The organism is Nitrospirota bacterium (assembly GCA_016214855.1).
Taxonomy (GTDB): Bacteria; Nitrospirota; Thermodesulfovibrionia; order Thermodesulfovibrionales; family UBA6898; genus UBA6898.
Genome location: JACRMT010000016.1, coordinates 102375 through 121209, shown reverse-complemented (window position 1 = coordinate 121209; position 18835 = coordinate 102375). Strand labels below are relative to the sequence as shown.

The 18835-nt window shown below is 52.3% G+C and carries 16 protein-coding genes; 2 read left to right on the top strand and 14 right to left on the bottom strand.

What is annotated here, in order from left to right; genetic code table 11:
• Window positions 1–67 precede the first annotated feature (67 nt).
• The 4 genes from HZB62_13865 to HZB62_13850 are packed head-to-tail and all read right to left on the bottom strand — an operon-like array spanning window position 68 to window position 9503.
• The gene (locus HZB62_13865) at window positions 68–241 is read right to left on the bottom strand and encodes a hypothetical protein (protein ID MBI5076235.1); all 174 of its coding nucleotides are present in this window, start codon (window positions 239–241) and stop codon (window positions 68–70) included.
• Window positions 231–1331, bottom strand: a complete 1101-nt coding sequence (locus HZB62_13860; protein ID MBI5076234.1) for a radical SAM protein — start codon at window positions 1329–1331, stop codon at window positions 231–233. Before HZB62_13860 ends, HZB62_13865 begins: the two co-directional genes overlap by 11 nt.
• An 8-nt stretch (window positions 1332–1339) precedes the next feature.
• A complete protein-coding gene (locus HZB62_13855; GenBank protein ID MBI5076233.1) occupies window positions 1340–1603 on the bottom strand; it encodes a PqqD family protein in 264 nt (87 codons plus the stop codon).
• Between the two features lie 52 nt (window positions 1604–1655).
• Entirely contained in the window at window positions 1656–9503 is a 7848-nt protein-coding gene (locus HZB62_13850) for a DUF11 domain-containing protein (protein ID MBI5076232.1), read from the bottom strand.
• Between the two features lie 354 nt (window positions 9504–9857).
• Between HZB62_13850 and HZB62_13845 the strand changes: the two genes are divergently transcribed.
• Complete coding sequence (locus tag HZB62_13845) at window positions 9858–10436, top strand: type II secretion system protein GspG (GenBank protein ID MBI5076231.1); 579 nt, start codon at window positions 9858–9860, stop codon at window positions 10434–10436.
• A gap of 44 nt (window positions 10437–10480) precedes the next feature.
• On the opposite strand, the gene HZB62_13840 is transcribed toward HZB62_13845, so the two are convergent.
• Both HZB62_13840 and HZB62_13835 read right to left on the bottom strand, forming a co-directional pair.
• Window positions 10481–10915, bottom strand: a complete 435-nt coding sequence (locus HZB62_13840) for a DUF296 domain-containing protein (protein ID MBI5076230.1) — start codon at window positions 10913–10915, stop codon at window positions 10481–10483.
• Window positions 10916–10978: 63 nt separating this feature from the next.
• Window positions 10979–11878 (bottom strand): patatin-like phospholipase family protein, encoded by a 900-nt coding sequence (locus tag HZB62_13835; GenBank protein ID MBI5076229.1) that lies wholly within the window; start codon window positions 11876–11878, stop codon window positions 10979–10981.
• Window positions 11879–12062: 184 nt separating this feature from the next.
• Between HZB62_13835 and HZB62_13830 the strand changes: the two genes are divergently transcribed.
• Window positions 12063–12449, top strand: coding sequence for a response regulator (locus HZB62_13830; protein MBI5076228.1), 387 nt, complete (start codon window positions 12063–12065; stop codon window positions 12447–12449).
• A 9-nt stretch (window positions 12450–12458) separates the two neighbouring features.
• On the opposite strand, the gene HZB62_13825 is transcribed toward HZB62_13830, so the two are convergent.
• The 8 genes from HZB62_13825 to HZB62_13790 all read right to left on the bottom strand — a co-directional run bounded on the left by HZB62_13825 (window position 12459) and on the right by HZB62_13790 (window position 18551).
• Complete coding sequence (locus HZB62_13825; protein ID MBI5076227.1) at window positions 12459–13529, bottom strand: response regulator; 1071 nt, start codon at window positions 13527–13529, stop codon at window positions 12459–12461.
• Between the two features lie 133 nt (window positions 13530–13662).
• The gene (locus HZB62_13820; protein MBI5076226.1) at window positions 13663–13971 is read right to left on the bottom strand and encodes a hypothetical protein; all 309 of its coding nucleotides are present in this window, start codon (window positions 13969–13971) and stop codon (window positions 13663–13665) included.
• Between the two features lie 121 nt (window positions 13972–14092).
• Window positions 14093–15031, bottom strand: a complete 939-nt coding sequence (locus HZB62_13815) for an AEC family transporter (GenBank protein ID MBI5076225.1) — start codon at window positions 15029–15031, stop codon at window positions 14093–14095.
• A gap of 165 nt (window positions 15032–15196) precedes the next feature.
• Window positions 15197–16003 (bottom strand): hypothetical protein, encoded by an 807-nt coding sequence (locus tag HZB62_13810; GenBank protein ID MBI5076224.1) that lies wholly within the window; start codon window positions 16001–16003, stop codon window positions 15197–15199.
• On the bottom strand, window positions 16000–17196 hold the full coding sequence (locus HZB62_13805; GenBank protein ID MBI5076223.1) for an FprA family A-type flavoprotein: 1197 nt from the start codon (window positions 17194–17196) through the stop codon (window positions 16000–16002). The genes HZB62_13810 and HZB62_13805 overlap by 4 nt, the downstream gene beginning before the upstream one ends.
• Window positions 17197–17233: 37 nt before the next feature.
• The gene (locus HZB62_13800) at window positions 17234–17584 is read right to left on the bottom strand and encodes a hypothetical protein (protein MBI5076222.1); all 351 of its coding nucleotides are present in this window, start codon (window positions 17582–17584) and stop codon (window positions 17234–17236) included.
• 309 nt (window positions 17585–17893) lie between these two features.
• Window positions 17894–18304, bottom strand: a complete 411-nt coding sequence (locus tag HZB62_13795; protein MBI5076221.1) for a PIN domain-containing protein — start codon at window positions 18302–18304, stop codon at window positions 17894–17896.
• On the bottom strand, window positions 18297–18551 hold the full coding sequence (locus HZB62_13790; protein ID MBI5076220.1) for an AbrB/MazE/SpoVT family DNA-binding domain-containing protein: 255 nt from the start codon (window positions 18549–18551) through the stop codon (window positions 18297–18299). Before HZB62_13790 ends, HZB62_13795 begins: the two co-directional genes overlap by 8 nt.
• Window positions 18552–18835 lie beyond the last annotated feature (284 nt).

Here is an 18835-nt window from a genome sequence, read left to right as displayed (position 1 = left end):
TCTATGCGCTGGTGAAAAGGCAGAAAGAGATGAAAAAAAATAGAGTTCAAGGGATTCCCAATTCTGGTTATGATCCCGGGAGTGAACACGCGCCAGAGGCACAGAAGGATGCACCAAGCGCGGGACTCGCAGCAGTTTTGCATCCGACGCCCATCACTTCTTCGGCGACCAGCTCGATAACCCTGAGCTTTGGTTTTTCATATGCCTGTTTGCTTGTCATTTCATGGTCGCTATTTTTCATGCTGAGCTCCTTTTGAGTAGATATTTTGCAACTTTTCGTGCCGACTGATCCCCATGGCGCAAAGGTATTCGGAACGCACCTGTTCATCCCTGTTTTCAAGTTCGAAAAAAGCAGGACAATAACCGCAATGCAGTTTTTTGTCACACGTATTACAGGCGAACTCACGACCTGCTTTTTTCTCTCTGATACGCGATGATATTTCGTTCCAACCGGTAAAGAAGCTTCCTTTTAGAAGGTCATAGGAAAGGGTGGTCGTCATGAGACAGGGACGCAGATTTCCGAAGGGGTCTATATAGAAGCTTGTAATTCCGGCCCCGCATTGATAGAGGTCATCAGAGAAAGATCCATGCCAATGATTGTCAAGAAACTTTTCCCACTCGGCGATACGTTCGATGGCTGAAAATTCCTTGTCCACTGACTCAGCTGGTGCAACTCTGAAACTGACAGGAGATTGGTCTCCATTTAAACGAGGGAATATCCCTGCATCAAAACGGAATTTCACCCCGAAGTCCTTTGCCATGCGTTCTATATCAGAGAATTCGTGGCTGTTAAGGGTCATAAGAATGGTTTTCAGTCTGACATTTATCTTTTGATCCAACAAGTTATTGATGCCCAAAAGGCATTTTTGGTACGAACCCGTTACGCCGGTGATGCTTTCATACGTCGGCCCAGTAGCTCCATACAGGCTTATCTCAACGATGTGAGGCGGCATTTTCTCGAAAAGTTGTACGATTTCGTCTGATATCAGCGTGCCGTTTGTAAATACGGTTATGACGAAACCTTTCTCTTTTGCATAACGATAAATTTCAGGGAAATCCTTTCTCAGCAGGGGTTCGCCTCCTGTCAACAGGAGATAGAGACAGCCGGCATCACTGAGTTCATCGAGAAGTGATACTATTCTCCCGGTATCCATCTCCGTAACGGACATATCGCCGGCATGATCGCCGGTATAACAGTGCAGGCATCTGAGATTGCAGCGGTGTGTAAGATCAAGACTGCCGGAAAGCGGCACACGAAGTCTGGCTGACCTTGCATTGAATTCCCGGAGATACTGCATATTATCAGGGTATGTCGTTTCCAAACATTCCATGGTTCTGTTCACTCCCTGATCAGATCCGCATCCAAAAGCTCTCTGATAAAATCCGCGATATCAGTATTTGCCTGATCTTCCGGGACTTCATACGCGGATAAGACGCCTCTGCGGATATCTTCAATGCTTGCCCGGCCGTCAAGAGAATCCCAGATGTATTCAGCAACCGGATTGAGGGTGAAGATCCTCTGCATATCAGCCAGCCTTCCCCTGACAGGCACAATGAAGAGCTCCCCGGCGATCTTCCGGGTGACAATATCTTCATTTTTCATGAAGACCTTTTCCCTCAAGGGAGCTTCCTGATCCTTCATTTTTTCTGACATGCTACCACAACCGCAGCGCCGGATCGCCCTGCAGGTTGAAGATATCCATGATATAGGCAGGTCTGCCCGCAGCCTGGTAATTTCTGAATGCCTTGAGTATTACATTGCCTAAGGCAACCCTCTCGTTTTGAAGTCCGCTCCGGAAGAACTGTCTGTTTTGGAGTCCGCCCCGGAAGAACTGCTCATCCAGCACCTTTGACAGATAGTTATACGACAGTCCGGAAGGTGCCCAGACAGCCACAGCGCCTCCCCGGTCTTTTGTCACCAGGGCCTCGCTGAGGGAATCATATCCCGGCAGGGCAAAGTTTCCCACGCTGCAGGTCATGGCTGCCAGCACAAAAGGCTTTACGGTATTTTGCAGGGAAGCCACGTCGCTCATCTGCAGCAGCCCCTCGCCGGCCAAACGATCCACACCTGCATGGCCTGTGTAGTTCACCAGGACGGCCCCGGTCTGTATTTCATTGAAAAGAAGCTGCCGGGCCTGCTCCAGGGTATTCCCCGAAAGATAGATCCTGGAAACCGAGTAGCCTGCCGGAACAAGCGCTGCAACGTCATCGCTGTCAGAGGGGAACTTGCCCCCGGCATCCGGATTGTCCGCAAGCATCACGATCCTGCTGCCGGCAGTGCTCTCATAGGCAATGATCTTGGCGATCACACTGCGCAGTTCTTCAGCAGTCAGCACCGGAAGCCTGCCTATGGCAATATCAGGGACATGATCATTGTCCATGTCTGCATACAGGTTGTCGGAAGGCGAGATGACCTGCGGCGTCTCGGCCATCAGGGTCGGCAGAAGGTTGTCTCCCATGCCCATGTTATCTTTGTAATCATAGGTCCCGTCCCCTGCAAGCAGAACATATTTCGGTGCCTTCCTCCAGTTGGTAAAAGCATAAGCCAGAAAAGTCCGGATTGCATGAGGGTTTGATATGCCGTGGTTAAACTCATCCATGATGTTTTCGATATCTGCAATCATGCTCGTAAGGCCCTGTCCCTGCCGATAATCGGCAAGTTCCTGCGCAGCGGTAACAAGTTCTTTTGTGGTTATGATGAGGTAGTCAGCCATGTTCTCCATGGAGGAAAGTGATGAGGGGTTGGATGCCACCGCATCAACAGGGGCAGCTGCCGCATCAGATGCTATAGCAAGATAGCGGGAGCCGGGCGACGGTCTGAAACTTATGCTGTAATTGCCGCCTGAGCCGTCAATGGTTGCGGCCCTGTTCAAGACCGGCCTGTCAGGGTCGGTTATATCAAAGATGAACAGATCGGGTTTGGTAAAGCCATGCACGGTCAGAGGCTGGCTGCCCGCTGCGGTGAAGGCAAGTGAATCATTATGGGCTGCCAATGACCGCTGGTAGGTAAGGTCAAAGGAATCCACAAAGAATACGCTGTAAGGAATGCCGGTATCAAGCAGGCCTTTGACCTCTATGATATTTGTTCCCTCAAGGAGCAATGACTGGCTGAAACTGAGGTTGACGATATGCTTCTCCATACCTTTCCAGCGGTCTTCTCCAATAACCGTACCGTTGAGGCTGATGCTTACATGATGCTCATTGATTACGCCGGTAGCGGTAACGCCATGCAGTGTTGCCGTCAGAGCAGCGGCAGATAAGCTGTCAGCAACACCAAAGGCCTGCAGGTCAAAGGGTTTCCTGCCCAGTGAAGGATTGCCGGCTATCACATAATCCCAGAACCAGTAGTCAGACTCCGGGCCTGTGGCAAGCACCGGGGCTACGGTCTTGTCTTCCTCGGCATGGATTGTTTCTCTATAGCTGCTGTATCCCGCCGGAGCGGGCCCTGAACCTTCCAGGCTTGCCATCTGCAGCCCGTTGCCGCTGTATAGCCAGTAGACATTTTCTTTTGTGTATATGCTGTCTATGCCCCGGCCGTAGAAGAACAGACCGGTCATGTCTTCGGCAGGGACGTAAGCAACATTGTTGCCCTGATTGGTTAATGCGAGCTTGCCGGATCTGATCAGCTGCCTTACCCAGGCATCTGTCAGCCCAAGCAGCGAGGAGATCTCTGCAGAGTCCATATAGTAAAGTCCGTCTTTGCTGACAGTGATCTTCACTTTATTGCCGGTCTTCTGCTTCTGCAGAAGGCCGAAGGCTGCCCTGGCTTCTGCCCTGCTATCCAGTGCTGCCTGTTTGGTCCCGGGGATGGCTTTTGCCACCCTCGTAAAGTCTGATACCTCATTGGTAACGAGGCTGCCAATGCCCGGGGAAGATGCGCTGCCGGCCGCAATGACAAGGGTCCCTTCACGGTCAACGTACTTCGTGATGCTTCTTGCCTGAATGCCTGCTGAACCCGGAGTTATGCCGGTCAGTGCCCCGGCTGCCTTCGGCGCAGAGCTGTATTGGCTTTCCAGTGCATTGCCTGCCCCTGCCATAACCGTGAACGGCCCGTAGGTGTTCTTGCCGCCTTTGCCTTCTATCTCCATCAGCAGATAGGTATTGCTGCCGGTCAAAGAGGCGCCATTGTCGATGAGGCTGTATGTGCCTCCCTGCTGTGAGGTGATCAGCGCAGGCAGAAGGCCGCTGTTGATCTGGCGGTAACTGCCGGATTTGCCATCGAACCGGAAAAGGTAAAATCCTGCGGTGTCTGTTTCGGAGGATGTGGTCCACTGCACAACGAGCCTGCCTTTGTCCTTATACGCGCTGAAGTCAGAAAGGGTCACAAGCGTGGGTGTTGGTTTTTTGAAACCAAAGTGCACAGTTGCGATGCTGCCGCCGGTCAGGTCCACCGGGGCCTGATTGTCAAAGGGGCCTCCGGTACCAACGCCGTATTCGAAGGTCGGCTCGTAGTCAATAAGTACGCCTGAGGTGTCAGTGATACGTACCGTATAGATGCCAGAGGCGAGTCCCGGTAATGTGTAGACACCCGAAGCATTGGTAGTTACCGTACCCACAACAGTGCTGCCCGAAAGGATGTCGAGCGTAACTCCAGCCAGTCCGCTTTCTCCACCGTCTATCACCCCGTCAGCATCAAGGTCTTCCCATACTGTGCCGGAGACTGTGCGTGGAGTCGTGGCCTGGAAGCCAAAGTCTTTACCCAGGTCGTTGACGCCGCCCGCGATCGCAGCCCTGTTTTGGATACCGTTTGCCGCGTTGCCGTCCATGTCAGGGTTAACGACACCGTTGGGGATAAAGCTGTAGCCTGCAGTGACAGACACGCTGACGATATACTCCCCATCGGCAAGCCCCGAGAAGAGATACTGGCCTGACGCATCGGTGGTTACGGTGCTGATGAGGGTATCGCTGCCGTCAAAGGTGCCGAGAGGGGCATTGTTACTGTAGAGGCTGACGATGACCCCTGCGATACCCGGTTCTCCTGAATCCTGGACTCCATTGCCGTTGAGGTCGTTAAATACCGTGTCACCGATGCTGCGCAACGGGCGGAACCCGTAACTGCCAAAGGGCGACGCTGAGGTGTGGTCCACATTGGCGCTGAGGTTGCTCTCGGCGCGCTGCAGGGCCAGAGAATAGGAGGTTGTACCGTAGTAGTCCAGAAGGACACCACCCGTGTCGTTGATGCGTACCGTATAATCCGCACCGCCACCTGTCACGCCGCTGAAGATAAATGTGCCGTCAGCAGAAGAAATTGTCGTGCCGATGACATTGAGGCTTGCATCCAGCAGTTCTATTGTTACCCCGGCAAGTCCGCTTTCTCCCGCGTCAAATACTCCATCACCATCAGTGTCTGTCCATACGCGGTCCTTGATGGTGTAGGTGGTGACCGTGTCGTCCACGAAGCCAAAATCAGCAAAAAGCAGGGTGCTCCCGGCTGTGACATCGATATAGCGGAATTGCGTAGCCCCTGTCGCAAGATAGCCTGCAGGGGTCGTGACCGAGACGAGGTAGTCCTCAGCCCCTGTGGCAGTGGCGCCTGTGAAGAGGTAGGTCCCATCCGGTGCAGTCGTCTGTGTCCCGGCAAGAGTGTCGCCGCCATCGATGACGCCGTCGCCGTTATTATCAAGGTAAAGTTGGACTGTGACCCCGCCCATGCCAACTTCGCCGGCATCGCGAATCCCGTCAGAATCGGCATCTACCCAGACCTGGTCTCCGAAGCTCGCTGTTCCGGCTGCTGCGCGATAACCAATATTCCCTGAGGTGTAGACCTGCCCGTCGACTAACGTGAAGGTCGTGGTCCGATTGTTCGTCAGATCCCCGGGTGTTGAGGTGTAAGGGTATGTCTGCGTCAGCCCTGCAGGGAGGCCGTCAGTCACCTCGACATAATACCCGGTCCCGGGTGTAACGCCGGTGAAGAGGTAGCGGCCATTGCCATCGGTGAGAGTTGTTGCGATCGGCGTTCCGAACTGGTCCTTGAGCGTAACCTCGGTGTTCGGTATGCCCGGTTCGCCTATGTCCTGCGTTCCATCAGCATCAGCGTCAAGCCAGATCCTGCCGCCGGTGCTGGCGCTGAGGGAGCTCGGTACAAGCACGGTGTTTGTTGCCGAGGCAGATACCGCCATCGGGATCTGCACGGAGCTTGTCGATGCGGTGTTGGTAATAATGGTCTGACCCGAAGGGAAAGGGTCGTCCACGGTGGCGCTAAACGTAAGGGTGAGTGAGCTGCCCGGAGCGATAACACAGCCTGCGCTGCTTGCCAGGAAATCAGGCGGATTGCCGGATGCGAATGTACTGGCCGGCGGCACAATATATCTGATATCCACGTTGTCGACATTGAAAGTCTTACCAACGGCATTGAATCCGCCTGTAACACGGAACTGTATGGTGGTAAAGCCGGAGATATACGAATTCAGACTGTAGGGTGGCGCAACATTAGGAACACCGCCTGTGAAAGTCGCCAGGACCGTAAATGGCCCGGCTACTGCGTTGCCGGCCTCGATCACCAGCGTATCACCTGCGGCAAGACCTGTTGAATTGTAGTCGAAATTCAGAGTGGCGTTCGTGGCACCGGTGAGATTGGCAGTGCGCTTGATCTGTGAACCAACTGCATTGGCAGGGACGTTGAAGCTTATGTCCACATTGTCGAAATATATTTCGTCGTTATTGGAATTCCACGCAACAGCACTCGATCTAAATCGAAGGATGATCGAGGCTGCGCCGCCAGGGGCTATAGGACCGAAGGCCTGTGTGACCCCGCTCCACGAACCGGACGCCCCCCCGTCAAAGGTGCCGAGCGTCGTCCAGCCAACTCCCCCGTTTAAACTGTATTCGGCAGTCACAGCCTCGCCGGCTCCTGCCGTACGGTTAGTAGGCACGAAACTGATCGTAACACTTGTAGCTCCCGTGATATTGGCTGTCCTGCTGATCATGAACGGATTAGCTGCAGAGGGATTGCGATCAAATACAAGACGGTTTCCGCTGACGTACATATGCTGGTTGCCCGTGATCGCGGCTGAGCCGTCATCATTGACTTCCGTCCAGTTGTTGCTCCAATTATTCGATCCATTATTTCCTGCATAGCTGCCGTTGGTGTTGAACTGATCGAGCACATTGGAGAGCAGATATCGAAACTGCAATTGGCCGGCCGTGATCCATACGAATCCGGCTCCTGCCCCGGCTGCGCCGGGACCAGGGTCTGTCTCTGCCCACGGATTGGCGGCCCAACTTACTGAACCAGGCCCCGTGTTATTGTAGAGTGCAGGGTTGAACACGTCGGCCACGTTCCGTAGAATATCACAGGTTACTGATCCGCTGGCAGGAACATAGCTTACCCCTGCCGGCAGGGGATCGTAAATAGAGACACCTGTCAGGTTGGCTGTTGCAGATGCAGGATTGGTTACAGTAACGGTATAAGGGATCGTGTCACCCGGAGATACCGGGTCAGCTGCCCCCGATGCCTTAGTGATCGTCGGTCCCCCTGAGGCAACATAAGCAAAGTCAGTTGTTGTGAAGGTCTGGGTCTGGCTCGGTGTTCCGAAGGTCCTCGTGCCGATGGCCTTCACACGGTTCTGGCTGAGGGTTCCTGCGGCAAGGACTGCTGTTGTCTGAGCAGTGAAGGAAATAGTGACCTGCTGATTTTCGGCCATATTGCCGAGCACCGTGTTGTCCCAGGTGAGACATGAACCGCCGCCTGCCGGGCAATTGCCAGTGAACGGCGCCGGCAGGGCAGCTCCAGCAGCTGTCACAGTCGGTGCAGTTGTGACTGTCGTCATATCGGGGAGTGTAATTGATGTTGGGCCAAGATATTGCCAGTTAGCCGGCAGCATATCCATTATCATTACATTATCCACCGTGTATTTCTGAGAGTTAGCGGTGAGGGTGAACGTGGCAGTTGACCCCGCTGCAGTCGGTACGACCTGAGGATTCACAGTCTTGTCCACGCTGAGCACGAGGGAGACGAAGTCTGTGGCCGGCAGCGCGACATAGCCGAGGTCCAGCGCCGGCGTGGAGTTCCCGGAGATGTCTGAGTTCTGACCATAGGCCATGGAGAACTCACCGGTCGCCCAGATGCGTGCCCCCGACAGGTTGCCGTCAGGATCTATTATGTACTGCGTTTGCAGGCGGTCTAGAGTGTAAGTCTGGTCCACCGTACCGTCGTTGTTTAAGTCCACAAAGACCCGGGTGTTGTCCTGGGCAACGGTGAGGAACACGCCCATATCATTGTCCCCGGCACGAGGCCCGGGAGGAACGTCGGCGGGCCAGTAGCCATTAGGGGTCCAGCCGAGGAAATGCTCAGTGTACAGCATTGTGGAGGGGAGGAGGCTGTACCCCCACTCGTGCGCGAACCCTCTTGTACCGCCTCCGCCGTTGGCATCGTTGGAGCCTACACCCCAGAATATATCGCTTCCCTTGAAGTACAGTCCCGAGTCCAGGGGGACGGAGCCTCCACTTGCTGCACGGAAAGAAACTACAGTATTGGCAAGGATGTTGAAGGTCCCGGAGGTGGTGCGACCCTGCCAATCGACCGTGATTGTTGAGGAGTTTGGGTTATACAGGTAGTAGTCAGTATCGCTTGCCTGGGCGTTGTCGTCCAGACCGGGCTGGTTGAGAGGCGCATAGTAGTCCTTTGTCCAGAAGCCTCGTGGAAACGCACTGAAACCTCGGGTCTGGTTGTTCACGTCAGTCCGGCCGGTGATGTATTTGACCTGAAGCGTGTCGGTGCCGGTAATCACGGCCCCCGCGGCCAGGGTCCCTGGGGCTGCGAAGGCACTCACGTCGTCGAGCAAAAAAGTCTGGCCTGTGTTAAGGGTGACGGTCGTCCCATCACCGGCATCCAGTATGCCGCTACGGTTCAGGTCGAGGACGTCCGGGGTGCCGTCGTTGTTGAGATCAATAGTGACCTGTGTGTTGTCCTTCGTGGCCTGGATCAGAACGTTCACTCGCTGGAATCCGTACCAGCCGCTGGTTTCCCCGAATGGGACGATGTAAGTCGTCAGTTGGGGCTTGATAGGGTAAATCTCCCAGGCTACCCCCTGGAGACCTACACCCCGCTCCTCTATCCAACTCACCCGGCTGACCGTGACGGCACCGCCGGCCACGTAGATCCGGTCCCGGCCGTCGTAGATGGTGCAAGGGCATGCGCCCGGAGTAGTAGGGAGAGCGATGTTCGCGCTCTCAAAGATTTTTATACCGCCGGTGTTGAGTGTGTACGTCTCGTCTGCCGTAGCCCCTGGATTCGCGGGGTCGAAGTTGTAACCGTTCTCCCAGTGGTCGTAATAGATGGTAGTGTTGTCAGACCATGCCGCCACGCTGATAACAGTGTGTGTGTGATAACCCGCCGGGCAGGCAGTCGCCCCCTGGGCGCAGAGGACGGCACCAATGGTGTCCTCGTCGCCGGGTATGTAGTATTCGGAATACCCCGACACGACTTGGCCCATCGCGGGCGATGCGGACAGCATGACTAAAAGACCTAACAAAAATTTATAAATAACTCTTATTGATTTCATGAATCTTGTTCCTTGACGCGCGGGATTTGAAAAATATCTGTAATGACCGGACATAATAACCTCCACTGTTCAGATCATGGCAACTAAATACAGTATTTACATAATTATATCATCTTATATCATTGCCATGTAAAATATTTAAAGCAGCCGTCTCTGTTCGACAGAATGGATTTTAACCTCACGCATACACGGGAAACAGCATTTTTTTGGTCGGGGGAGTATCCTCTTTCCCTGATCTGCTGCTGTAAAATGAGTTGCCGTTTGTCGCATTTCGCGGAATAATTGTTGTATTATCTGTCAGGTTGTGAAATAATTTTCAAGATCCATCACGTTGATAGCCTGATGTATCACCTGATGTATCATAGGAAATTATTTGGAGGGAGGACTTTTATGAAGTTCGGGAATGAAAAAGGTTTTACACTGATCGAAGTAATTGTTGTCGCAGGGATTATCGCCATACTCGCCGGAATCCTGGTGCCATTGATATTCAAGGAGATCGATGAGTCGAAAATTACAAGGGCTTCTGCTGATGTCAAGTCAATATCTGCTGCGATGCTCGTGTTCAAGAAGGATACCGGAGCCTGGCCTTTGATGGATGGAGGCTGTGCACCTAATGTTACTTTTCTGTCGGGATCAGGCAATCTTCCTGCAGACCTTGCTGCAATGGGCTATGATACCGGCGTTGCGAGTTCATACGATTCTCATTTATCTACTGATGTTGGTGGTTGTTATACGAACTGGAAGGGATCGTATATGGCAGTTGTGACTAAGGATCCCTGGGGAAACAGCTACGTGACAAATGCAAATGCTTTTGCAGTTTCCGGGCAGCCAGTCTGGATAATTTCGGCAGGGCCTAATGGCATCCTGGAAACGCCTACGAACAGCGCCGCTGTTGCCGATGGTATCGATGATGTTGGGGTCAGGATTAAATAATCACCAGTTCAATTAAGAAGTCCAATAGTTGGGGCAGCAGGACCTCAGAGTTTCAGCAGCACCATTGCTGATACCGGATCGAGCTCTCTCCTTGCGGTCACGCCCTCTATTTCGGTAATAACCGCCTCAAGGACCAGGAAGGTCTCTGAATCAGCCCTGAGGCAGCCGACCTTGACCATATCCTTTTTACCGAATGCCCCATGGAAATGCACCTTTGGTTCGTCATCCTGCCAGAAGATCGTGCCGAAGCCGACAACCTCATGGCTTTCCCCGAGCTTCTTCCATACAGGCTTCGGAGGGAACTCATCAGTTTCAGGCCCGACCACAATGCTGCCTTCACGCATGCCGCCGACAAGATGCACTACTGCTGCCCGGATATTCTCTTTTTTTGCAATATGCACGAGATTTGAAAGAATATCGTCCCTGTCTTCGAAACGAACCACAATTACTCTGCCCGGCCTGCCGACCTGATAGTTCATGACCTCTCCTTATTATCCATAGTTTTTTCCTCTGATCGCAAAATGTTCTTCAGGCAGCCGCTCTCAGTCCAGCCTCTTCTCCTGCCTGAGCCGCGCAATGATGGCCTGGATCTGAGGCAGCATGTCGAGGGCTGCTTTCTCCCCTTCGATCACGGCATCGAGGCGTTTCTCAAAGTCTGCAGCGCCGATGCGGCCTACCTTTGGCCGTATGACCACGTCTGCCTTTGCAAGCTGTATGGCGGAGATCTTCGCATGCATGATCCCGATAGACTGCAGTATCGTCTCGACAGTGCCTTCAGGCTGGAGCGCATCGATATCAGCCGAGATGTCAACAGCAATGACGATGTCAGCTCCCAGTCTTCGCGCCGCATCAACGGCAACAGGGCTTACAACGCCGCCGTCCACATACATCCTGCCGTCTATTTTGACCGGTCTGAATATGCCGGGGATCGAACAGCTCGCCCTTACTGCAGTGCCGGTATTGCCCCGCGAAAATACCGTCTCCTGTCCGTTCTGAATATTGGCTGCAACAGCATAAAAGGGGATTCGCATCTTTTCGAGCGGTGTGTTTCTGACCATGGCATTGACGTATTCTTCGAGCCGCTCGCCTTTTACAAAGCCGTTGTCCGGGACCGTCAGGTCAATGATCTCGTTCTTGTCCAGCGTGTGAGCCATCTTCTGGAGTTGATAAGACGTAAATCCATATGCATAGAGACTGCCGACAAAGCTGCCTGCGCTGGTGCCGATAACCATATGGACCGGGATCTTATTCGCCTCAATGATCTTGAGAACACCGATATGCGCGAAGCCGCGTGAAGCGCCTGCTCCAAGCACCAATGCCACCCTCGCCGGTTTCTGCTGTGGTTTGACTTCCTGCGGGGCACATGCAGCAAGGAGAAGGCAGATACAAAGTGCGGCTGTCAGACAGAGACGGACTATTATCATGGTTCTGCTGATGGTCATCCTGAGCCTCCTGTTTCAGGTATAGTATAAACTCCTGCCGGGTATTTCTGCACCTCCGGGCTGAAAAAATCATGATCGTTGTTTTGCTTTTTTCGCTCCAAGGTATATATTATTCAGGATAGAGCGGTGCAGGTCAGGCACCCGGACAGCGGTATCAGAAGGGATTCAGGGGAAAGGCAGGGACATGACAGAATCAGCACAAAGCATAAAAAAGATACTTATCGTTGAGGATGACGCAGATACGCTCGTGCTGATCCAGCATTTTCTGAAGGATTCCGGTCATGAACTTCTTCTGTCACGGCGGGGAGATGAAGCGTTCGAAATGACGCTCAGCCAGCAGCCGGACCTCGCTATTATAGACGGTCTGATACCGGGCATCCATGGATTCGAGCTCTGTAAAAAGATCAAGGAAGAGCCGAGACTGAAGAAGAAGCCGAAGGTGATCCTCATGTCGAGTGTCTATAAGACCCAGAAATACAAGTTCGAGGTCATAGAATTCAAGGCTGATGCCTTTATGGTGAAACCCTTTTCGAAAAGCGACCTTTTGACGAAAGTGAGCAGTCTGCTTTAGTAGACGCGGTCAGTTCTTTTTTTCCACCACCGTAACGGTTCTCAGATACCCCGCCAGCATGCTGTTCGCCTTCCTGATGTCTTCGGTCCTGGAGGTCAGCGCTGCTGCTTCTATGGCTTTTCCCATCTTTCCGATCTCGGGGAAGCCGTATCCCCCGGCGCTGCCCGCCATGCTGTGGCCGATGACGCGTATCTCTCCGAAGTTCTCCTGCTCAAGCAGTTTGCGGATCTTTTCAGTATCTGCCTTTCGGTTATTAAGAAATCCCGGCACCAGTTCAGCGATATCAGGATCGATCTCGACCACGTCAGATTCAAAGTCTTCCTGCACCCGATTGCGATGCAAGACGGTCTCCGGTCTTAGATGGTCAGACAGGGCCTTCATGATCGATTGGCGTGTTACGGGCTTGCTGAGATATCCGGTACAGCCTGCCCGGAGGCACTTCTGCACTTCATGGTGACCCTCGTGGGCTGTCATGGCGATTATCGGTATTTCGTCGCTGCCCGTCATGGAGCGTATGGATCGTGCGGCTGTGTACCCATCCATAACCGGCATCTCCATATCCATCAGGATCAGGGATATGCGGTCATCTTTCCTGACTGCAGCAATCGCCTCGATGCCGTTCTTTGCAAAGAGTAACGCATAGGGGGTTTCCTTCAGGTAATGTTTCAGCAGCCGCCTGCTCTCCTTCATGTCGTCAACAAAGAGGATCACCGGTCTCATCTCAAGCCAATGTTCCAGACAGGCCCTGAGTATCTGCTCATCACAGGGCTTGTTCAGAAAATCATTCATGCCCTGATCAAGACATGCCCGCCGGTGAGGGTCTGCAGGTAGCGCCGTGAATGCGATAATGGGAACTCTCCTGCCGCTGTCAAGACGTCTGATCTCTGCAGTTGCCTCAATGCCGTCCATTTCAGGCATCTGAAGGTCCATCAGAATGAGGTCATAGGACGATCTCGTAAAGGCCTCTACTGCCTCCCTGCCGTTATTGGCAATGGCGATTTCGTACCCTGCCCCTTCAAGCATCCTCCGGCAGACTGCCTGGTTGTCCTTATTGTCTTCAGCAAGGAGTATCCTGAACATGGCGGCGGATCTCTCTGATCAATGCAGGTCAGCCATAAAAAAAAGGGCTGCTGCCCGTTGGTCCTCAGGCTGCAACCCTGTCATGGTCGATCCGTAATAATGATCAGCAAAGGCTGATCGGACATGGACCAAGTTACTGTTTAATCTCGTCTACCCGGTTAGAAGAAGGCACATAATCAAAATCGCCTACCGGCCTTGCAAGGGTATATTTTATCGGATTGGTTATCAATGTCTCTGTGGTGTCGGGTACGCTGCCGCTTATGAGCGCAAAGGGAAACGAGACCACCCAGAGCGCAGCACCGCCTATAATAGACATGATACCAAGGGGCCGCGCAAAGATCGTATCTCCGGCAATAGGACCGTCATTTTCCATACCCGCAAACACCGGAACCGATACTACAAGAAAAGCCAATACCAGAATAAAAGCTGTGATCTTTTTCATAAAAAATCCTCCTTATTTTTGCTTCCTGCTCGAATTCTGGTTCCATTATAGTGAAATCCATGTGCATAATCAATAAATTTTCTGCCCAGTTCATGGAGACAGCCTCTCGGATCTCCTGCTGTTACTGTACCAGCAGACCGGTGAAATGGACCGCAATCGGCAGGGTAAAAAAGGAAAGAACCGTTGTTACCACGATTATGAAGGCGGACAAGGCGACATCGAGCTTGAACCGCGATGCGATCAGCAGTGAAAGTACCATGGTCGGCATGGCGCCCTCCAGCAGGGTGGAAGAAAGGGCCTGCCCCTGCAGACCGAGAGAGCGTGCTGCCATGAACGAGATGAACGGCGAGAGAACCATCTTGATCACCACTGCAGGGATGATGGCATACGCGTGACTCACTCTCGGGAGAGTAAGCGCCAGTCCGATGCTGAAGATCATCAGCGGAACCACAAGGCCTCCAAGCATATCGAGTGCTTTTAGAAAAAAAACAGGAAGAGGAATGCCGGCGAGCTTAAGCGTAATGCCGCAGGCTATGCCCCAGATAGGCGGTAGCGAGATGATCGTCCTAATTGCTTCCCGTATGGTCATTTTCTGGTTCTCACCATACCGGGCCGCAAGCGACGCGCCTGCAAGCCAGAGGACCGGTGTTGTTGCCAGAAGGTCGTAGAAGAGGGCGTATTTAGCAGCTCCAGGACCATACAGGCCGGTCAGTACCGGAAGCCCGAGATAGGTGACATTTCCAAACGCAGCCGAAATGACAAGAATCCCCTTTTCCTGCGGCGTGAGATGCATTATCCTGCCGAGCAGCGTATAGACCGCGACCGCAATGGCCAGCGTTGAGAGCGTTGTTATTATCGCGGTGGCCGGGATCAGGATCGTCTCGATATCGATGCTGGAGGTATAGAGCGTCTTTATGCAGAGGGCAGGGAGAAAGATGTTCAGCACCATGACATTGATGCCCTGGCGCAGGGAGTCAGCGTGGATGCCGCCGACCCTGAACCTCCTGCAGGCTACGCCTGCCAGGATGATCAGACCAAAGGGAAAAAGGATATCCTGCATAGCAGACATTATACGTTAAGAAGCAGTTCTTCGTAACTGCCCGGGTTATCTGCTGTAGTCTGTCAGGTAGAGGCAGAGCCGTGGATTGATAACCTATAGGCTAACCAAATGAAATGTTTATAGTTCATTCACGTCATCTTTTCAGCCTGTCAGCTTGCCGGCTGCTTAGGCTTTCTTAACGTGCTCATGGTTCTTCAGATGCTTCATGCAATACTCATGATCCCCTTCACAGGTCGAGCAGTATCTGAACTCCATGGTGCTATCGTCGTTCTCGGTCATGCCGCAGATCGTGCATTTATGGATAAAGCCTTTTTTTAGAGGCTTATTGAGCGAACTGCTGAACCCTTTTCTTCTTTGGTACGCTGAACCCCTGTGCTTCACGGTATTGATGATATCGCTGCCGAAGAAGAGAAAGTAATTCGAGACAGAGACCAGGGCCGCCACTTTTCCTGAAAGAGGAGCGGTCAGGAGCGTAAATGCGATAAAGGCCCAGTTCAGCCATGCCAGATATTTGATCTTTACCGGAATGATGAAGAAGAGCAGGACCTGGAAATCGGGAAATATATAGGCAAAGGCCAGGAAGAGCGAAAGGTTCAGATACAGAGCTGTTGTGCCCTGGCCGGTTATGAATGCTGCAAGTGCGGTAGCTGCCACACCGGTGAAATAGTAGATATTGAACCTGAAGCTTCCCCATTCCTGCTCCAGGCCTGTGCCGATCATGTAATAGAAATAGAGGATAAAGAAGATCCAGAGCAGAGAGGCTGAGGGCGGTATGAATACCCAGGTAATAAGCCTCCAGACCTCTCCCTGCATGATCAGCTGCGGGTTGAGTACGAGCATGCTGATGGCGTCGCTCTGCGGCATGCCGATCCTCAGGATATAGATCAGCGCATTGATGCCGACGATATAGACTATCAGCTGCCTGATCGCATACCGGCCGAACTTCCTTTCGAGTTTATTGAGCATGTTCATATACGTAACCTTTGTGCGATATTTGCGCCGAGACGACTGCAGTTCTGCAGATCTTCTTCAGTCGGGGAGCAGTTCACCTCTATAACAGGCTCCATGAGCTGCCATTTCATCCGCCCGGCGAGATCGGTCAGTTCCTTGATCCCACCTCCGCTCCAGCCATACGAGCCGAACAGGCCAACAATGCGGTCCTTCAATCCCTTGTTTTCGATCAGGCGGAGAAGATGGTCCATGAGCGGAAAGACCCCCATGTTATAGGTCGGGCTTCCGAGGACAATTGCCTTATAGCGCCAGATATCGGCGAGGATGTATGAAGGGTGCGTACGGGAGACATTATGGATCTTGATGGTGCCCGGTTTTTCAGCGGCAAGGGCATGGCCGATCGCCTCCATCATCTTCTCTGTATTGCCGTACATCGAGGCGTACACGATCACCACGCCTGCTTCAGCATCCTGCCGGGACCAACTGTCGTACAGTTCTATGGCATGCCTGGGCCGTGTTCTCCAGACAGGGCCGTGGGTCGAGGCGACCATGCTGATCTCCAGGTCCTTTATCTTTGCTATCGCCTTCTGCACCATAACGCTGTATTTGGCGATCACATTCGTGAAATACCTGAGCATCTCGTCTTCGTAAAACTGCAGGTCTTTGATCTCGTCATCAAAGATGCCGTCATCAAGACTTCCGAAGCCGCCGAAGGCATCACCGGAGAAAAGGACCTTGCGGGTCTCTTCATAGGTCATCATGGTCTCTGGCCAGTGGACCATGGGGGTCAGAAAGAATTTCAGCCTGCAGCTTCCAAGATCGAGACTGTCGCCGTCTTCCACCTGCCTGACATTATCTTTGATGCCGTAGAAATGGGTGAGCAGGTCCAAGGTCTTTTTGTTGCCCACGATCGCCATATCAGGAAAGGCCTCACGCAGTATTTTTATGCCGCCTGAATGGTCAGGCTCGATATGGTTGACGATCAGATAGTCGATCTTCTTTCTCTCACCCAGCAGGCTCCTGATCTTCTCCAGGTACCGGTCCATGGAGATGTCCTTTACTGCATCGATGATCGCCACCTTATCGTCAAGGATCATGTACGAGTTGTACGCCACGCCATGCGGTATGGGCCAGAGCTCTTCGAACAGGGCGGTCTGCCGGTCATTGACCCCGATCCAGTATATCTTGTCGTTCAGTTGTATCTCAGAAGTCATCTGCGTTATCTATTGTCCTTCATAAAAATAGTGCAGCTCAGTGCTGTGCCTTTCTGGCTCCAAGAAACCCGCCGAAGAGAGCGGCAAGGACCGACGGAACGGAAAGCACAGCGAATACAATGATGCCGAGGGGCAGGAGATTGCCTACTCCCTGTGTAAGGAGCATCCAGATAAACTGTCCGAAGAGCGGTGCGATTCCCCATCGCCACGATCTGACAGGCGCAAAGAAGCCTAATGCAAAAGAGATCAGGCAGACAGCCGGCATGCCCATCGTGAAATACAGGCCGGAATCCCAGGCCTCTCTTCGTCCTGAGGCCGCTGCGATGAAATACCATATCGCCGCACCAAACGTGATTGCTACAAGATATAAATAATAGTCTTTTTTCATGAGTTTGTTTCCTTTTTTACATTCTGTATCTCGGAGCAATGCAAAAAATCAATAAGCAAGTCCGATCCAATTACTCACTTGTTAGAGACATAACCCCCTCAGTCCCCCTTACCTCAAGGGGGAAGATATCACTCGTCATGCCTCAGTCTTTTCTTCCTGTCCTATTCCTCCCCTTGGGGTAAGGGGAGGCGAGGAGGGGTTATGGTCTCTTCTTGTTATTCACAAAACGGCGCGAGGATGTAACAATAACCCTCTGCATCTGTCTGCGGCTCATAATCAGGGTCTCCGTCGACTTTATATGATCATGCACTACAAGACAAGTTTCAGCCCCTCGACATTTTTAAAGTGCTTTACATCGAATGTTGCAATCTTAGAGTAATTTTTCGCTTTCATATAGGCGATATTGTATGCATCGATAAAATCGATCTTGCCCGATGAATAGTGACGGGCTGCCTCGGTAATTCTTGACTGGTTGGCAACCTTGATGTTTCTTGTTTCAAGGATCGTATCGATCACTCGCTGTATCTCCGCCCTTGAAAAGGCATAATACGATTCAAGGACCAAAACAATTTCTGCAATCACGAGATCGCTTGTTTCGAGTTTTACAGATCCCTTGTCCGCCTTTTCAAAAAGCTCCTTTGCCTTAAGATAGAACGGCTCCACGTCCCGCACAAAGAATCTGAGGAATGCATTGGTGTCGACAAAGACAGGATCATCCATGTTTGGAGCCTTCTTTTGCAATCTTTTCGGCTATGACTTTCCGGGTGAATGCTCTTTCATCTCCTTTGCCGACTTTTCTTCCCTGTGCAATGCCGCCAAGACTTAATATGGATTTTCTTGTCCGTTTCTTTATTATCAGGACATCGTCGCGCATTTCAAAGTCGAGGCTGTCGCCTTCCTGTATGTGGAGTTTTTCCCTGAACGGTTTGGGAATGGTAACCTGTCCTTTTTTTGTTATGAATGACATTGCCTTACCTCCTTATCGGTAATACTTAATATTAAGTCTTACCGATAACTAAGTCAAACTTGATTTGATGCATGGCTGGCTCTTAGTGACATAACCCCCTCAGCTCCTGTCTTCGTTGCTTTAATGCCGGATCATTTCTTAAGATTTTCATAATACCTCAAGACACATAACCCCCTCAGCCCCCCTTATCTCAAGGGGGAAATTAGAAGGAGTTCTCAATTCCAACACTTCAGTTACCCTTGATGACGTTATTGGTCATGTCTCGTTCTTCTCTTGCCATCTTG

Bases quoted from the DNA above. Each gene is read 5' to 3' on its own strand.
- HZB62_13790 (MBI5076220.1), bottom strand. From the start codon at position 18,551: ATGTCATTCATAACAAAAAAAGGACAGGTTACCATTCCCAAACCGTTC.
- HZB62_13845 (MBI5076231.1), top strand. From the start codon at position 9,858: ATGTATCATAGGAAATTATTTGGAGGGAGGACTTTTATGAAGTTCGGG.
- HZB62_13855 (MBI5076233.1), bottom strand. From the start codon at position 1,603: ATGAAAAATGAAGATATTGTCACCCGGAAGATCGCCGGGGAGCTCTTC.
- HZB62_13850 (MBI5076232.1), bottom strand. From the start codon at position 9,503: ATGAAATCAATAAGAGTTATTTATAAATTTTTGTTAGGTCTTTTAGTC.
- HZB62_13825 (MBI5076227.1), bottom strand. From the start codon at position 13,529: ATGTTCAGGATACTCCTTGCTGAAGACAATAAGGACAACCAGGCAGTC.
- HZB62_13865 (MBI5076235.1), bottom strand. From the start codon at position 241: ATGAAAAATAGCGACCATGAAATGACAAGCAAACAGGCATATGAAAAA.
- HZB62_13805 (MBI5076223.1), bottom strand. From the start codon at position 17,196: ATGACTTCTGAGATACAACTGAACGACAAGATATACTGGATCGGGGTC.
- HZB62_13815 (MBI5076225.1), bottom strand. From the start codon at position 15,031: ATGCAGGATATCCTTTTTCCCTTTGGTCTGATCATCCTGGCAGGCGTA.
- HZB62_13820 (MBI5076226.1), bottom strand. From the start codon at position 13,971: ATGAAAAAGATCACAGCTTTTATTCTGGTATTGGCTTTTCTTGTAGTA.
- HZB62_13830 (MBI5076228.1), top strand. From the start codon at position 12,063: ATGACAGAATCAGCACAAAGCATAAAAAAGATACTTATCGTTGAGGAT.
- HZB62_13800 (MBI5076222.1), bottom strand. From the start codon at position 17,584: ATGAAAAAAGACTATTATTTATATCTTGTAGCAATCACGTTTGGTGCG.
- HZB62_13835 (MBI5076229.1), bottom strand. From the start codon at position 11,878: ATGACCATCAGCAGAACCATGATAATAGTCCGTCTCTGTCTGACAGCC.
- HZB62_13840 (MBI5076230.1), bottom strand. From the start codon at position 10,915: ATGAACTATCAGGTCGGCAGGCCGGGCAGAGTAATTGTGGTTCGTTTC.
- HZB62_13860 (MBI5076234.1), bottom strand. From the start codon at position 1,331: ATGGAATGTTTGGAAACGACATACCCTGATAATATGCAGTATCTCCGG.
- HZB62_13795 (MBI5076221.1), bottom strand. From the start codon at position 18,304: ATGGATGATCCTGTCTTTGTCGACACCAATGCATTCCTCAGATTCTTT.
- HZB62_13810 (MBI5076224.1), bottom strand. From the start codon at position 16,003: ATGAACATGCTCAATAAACTCGAAAGGAAGTTCGGCCGGTATGCGATC.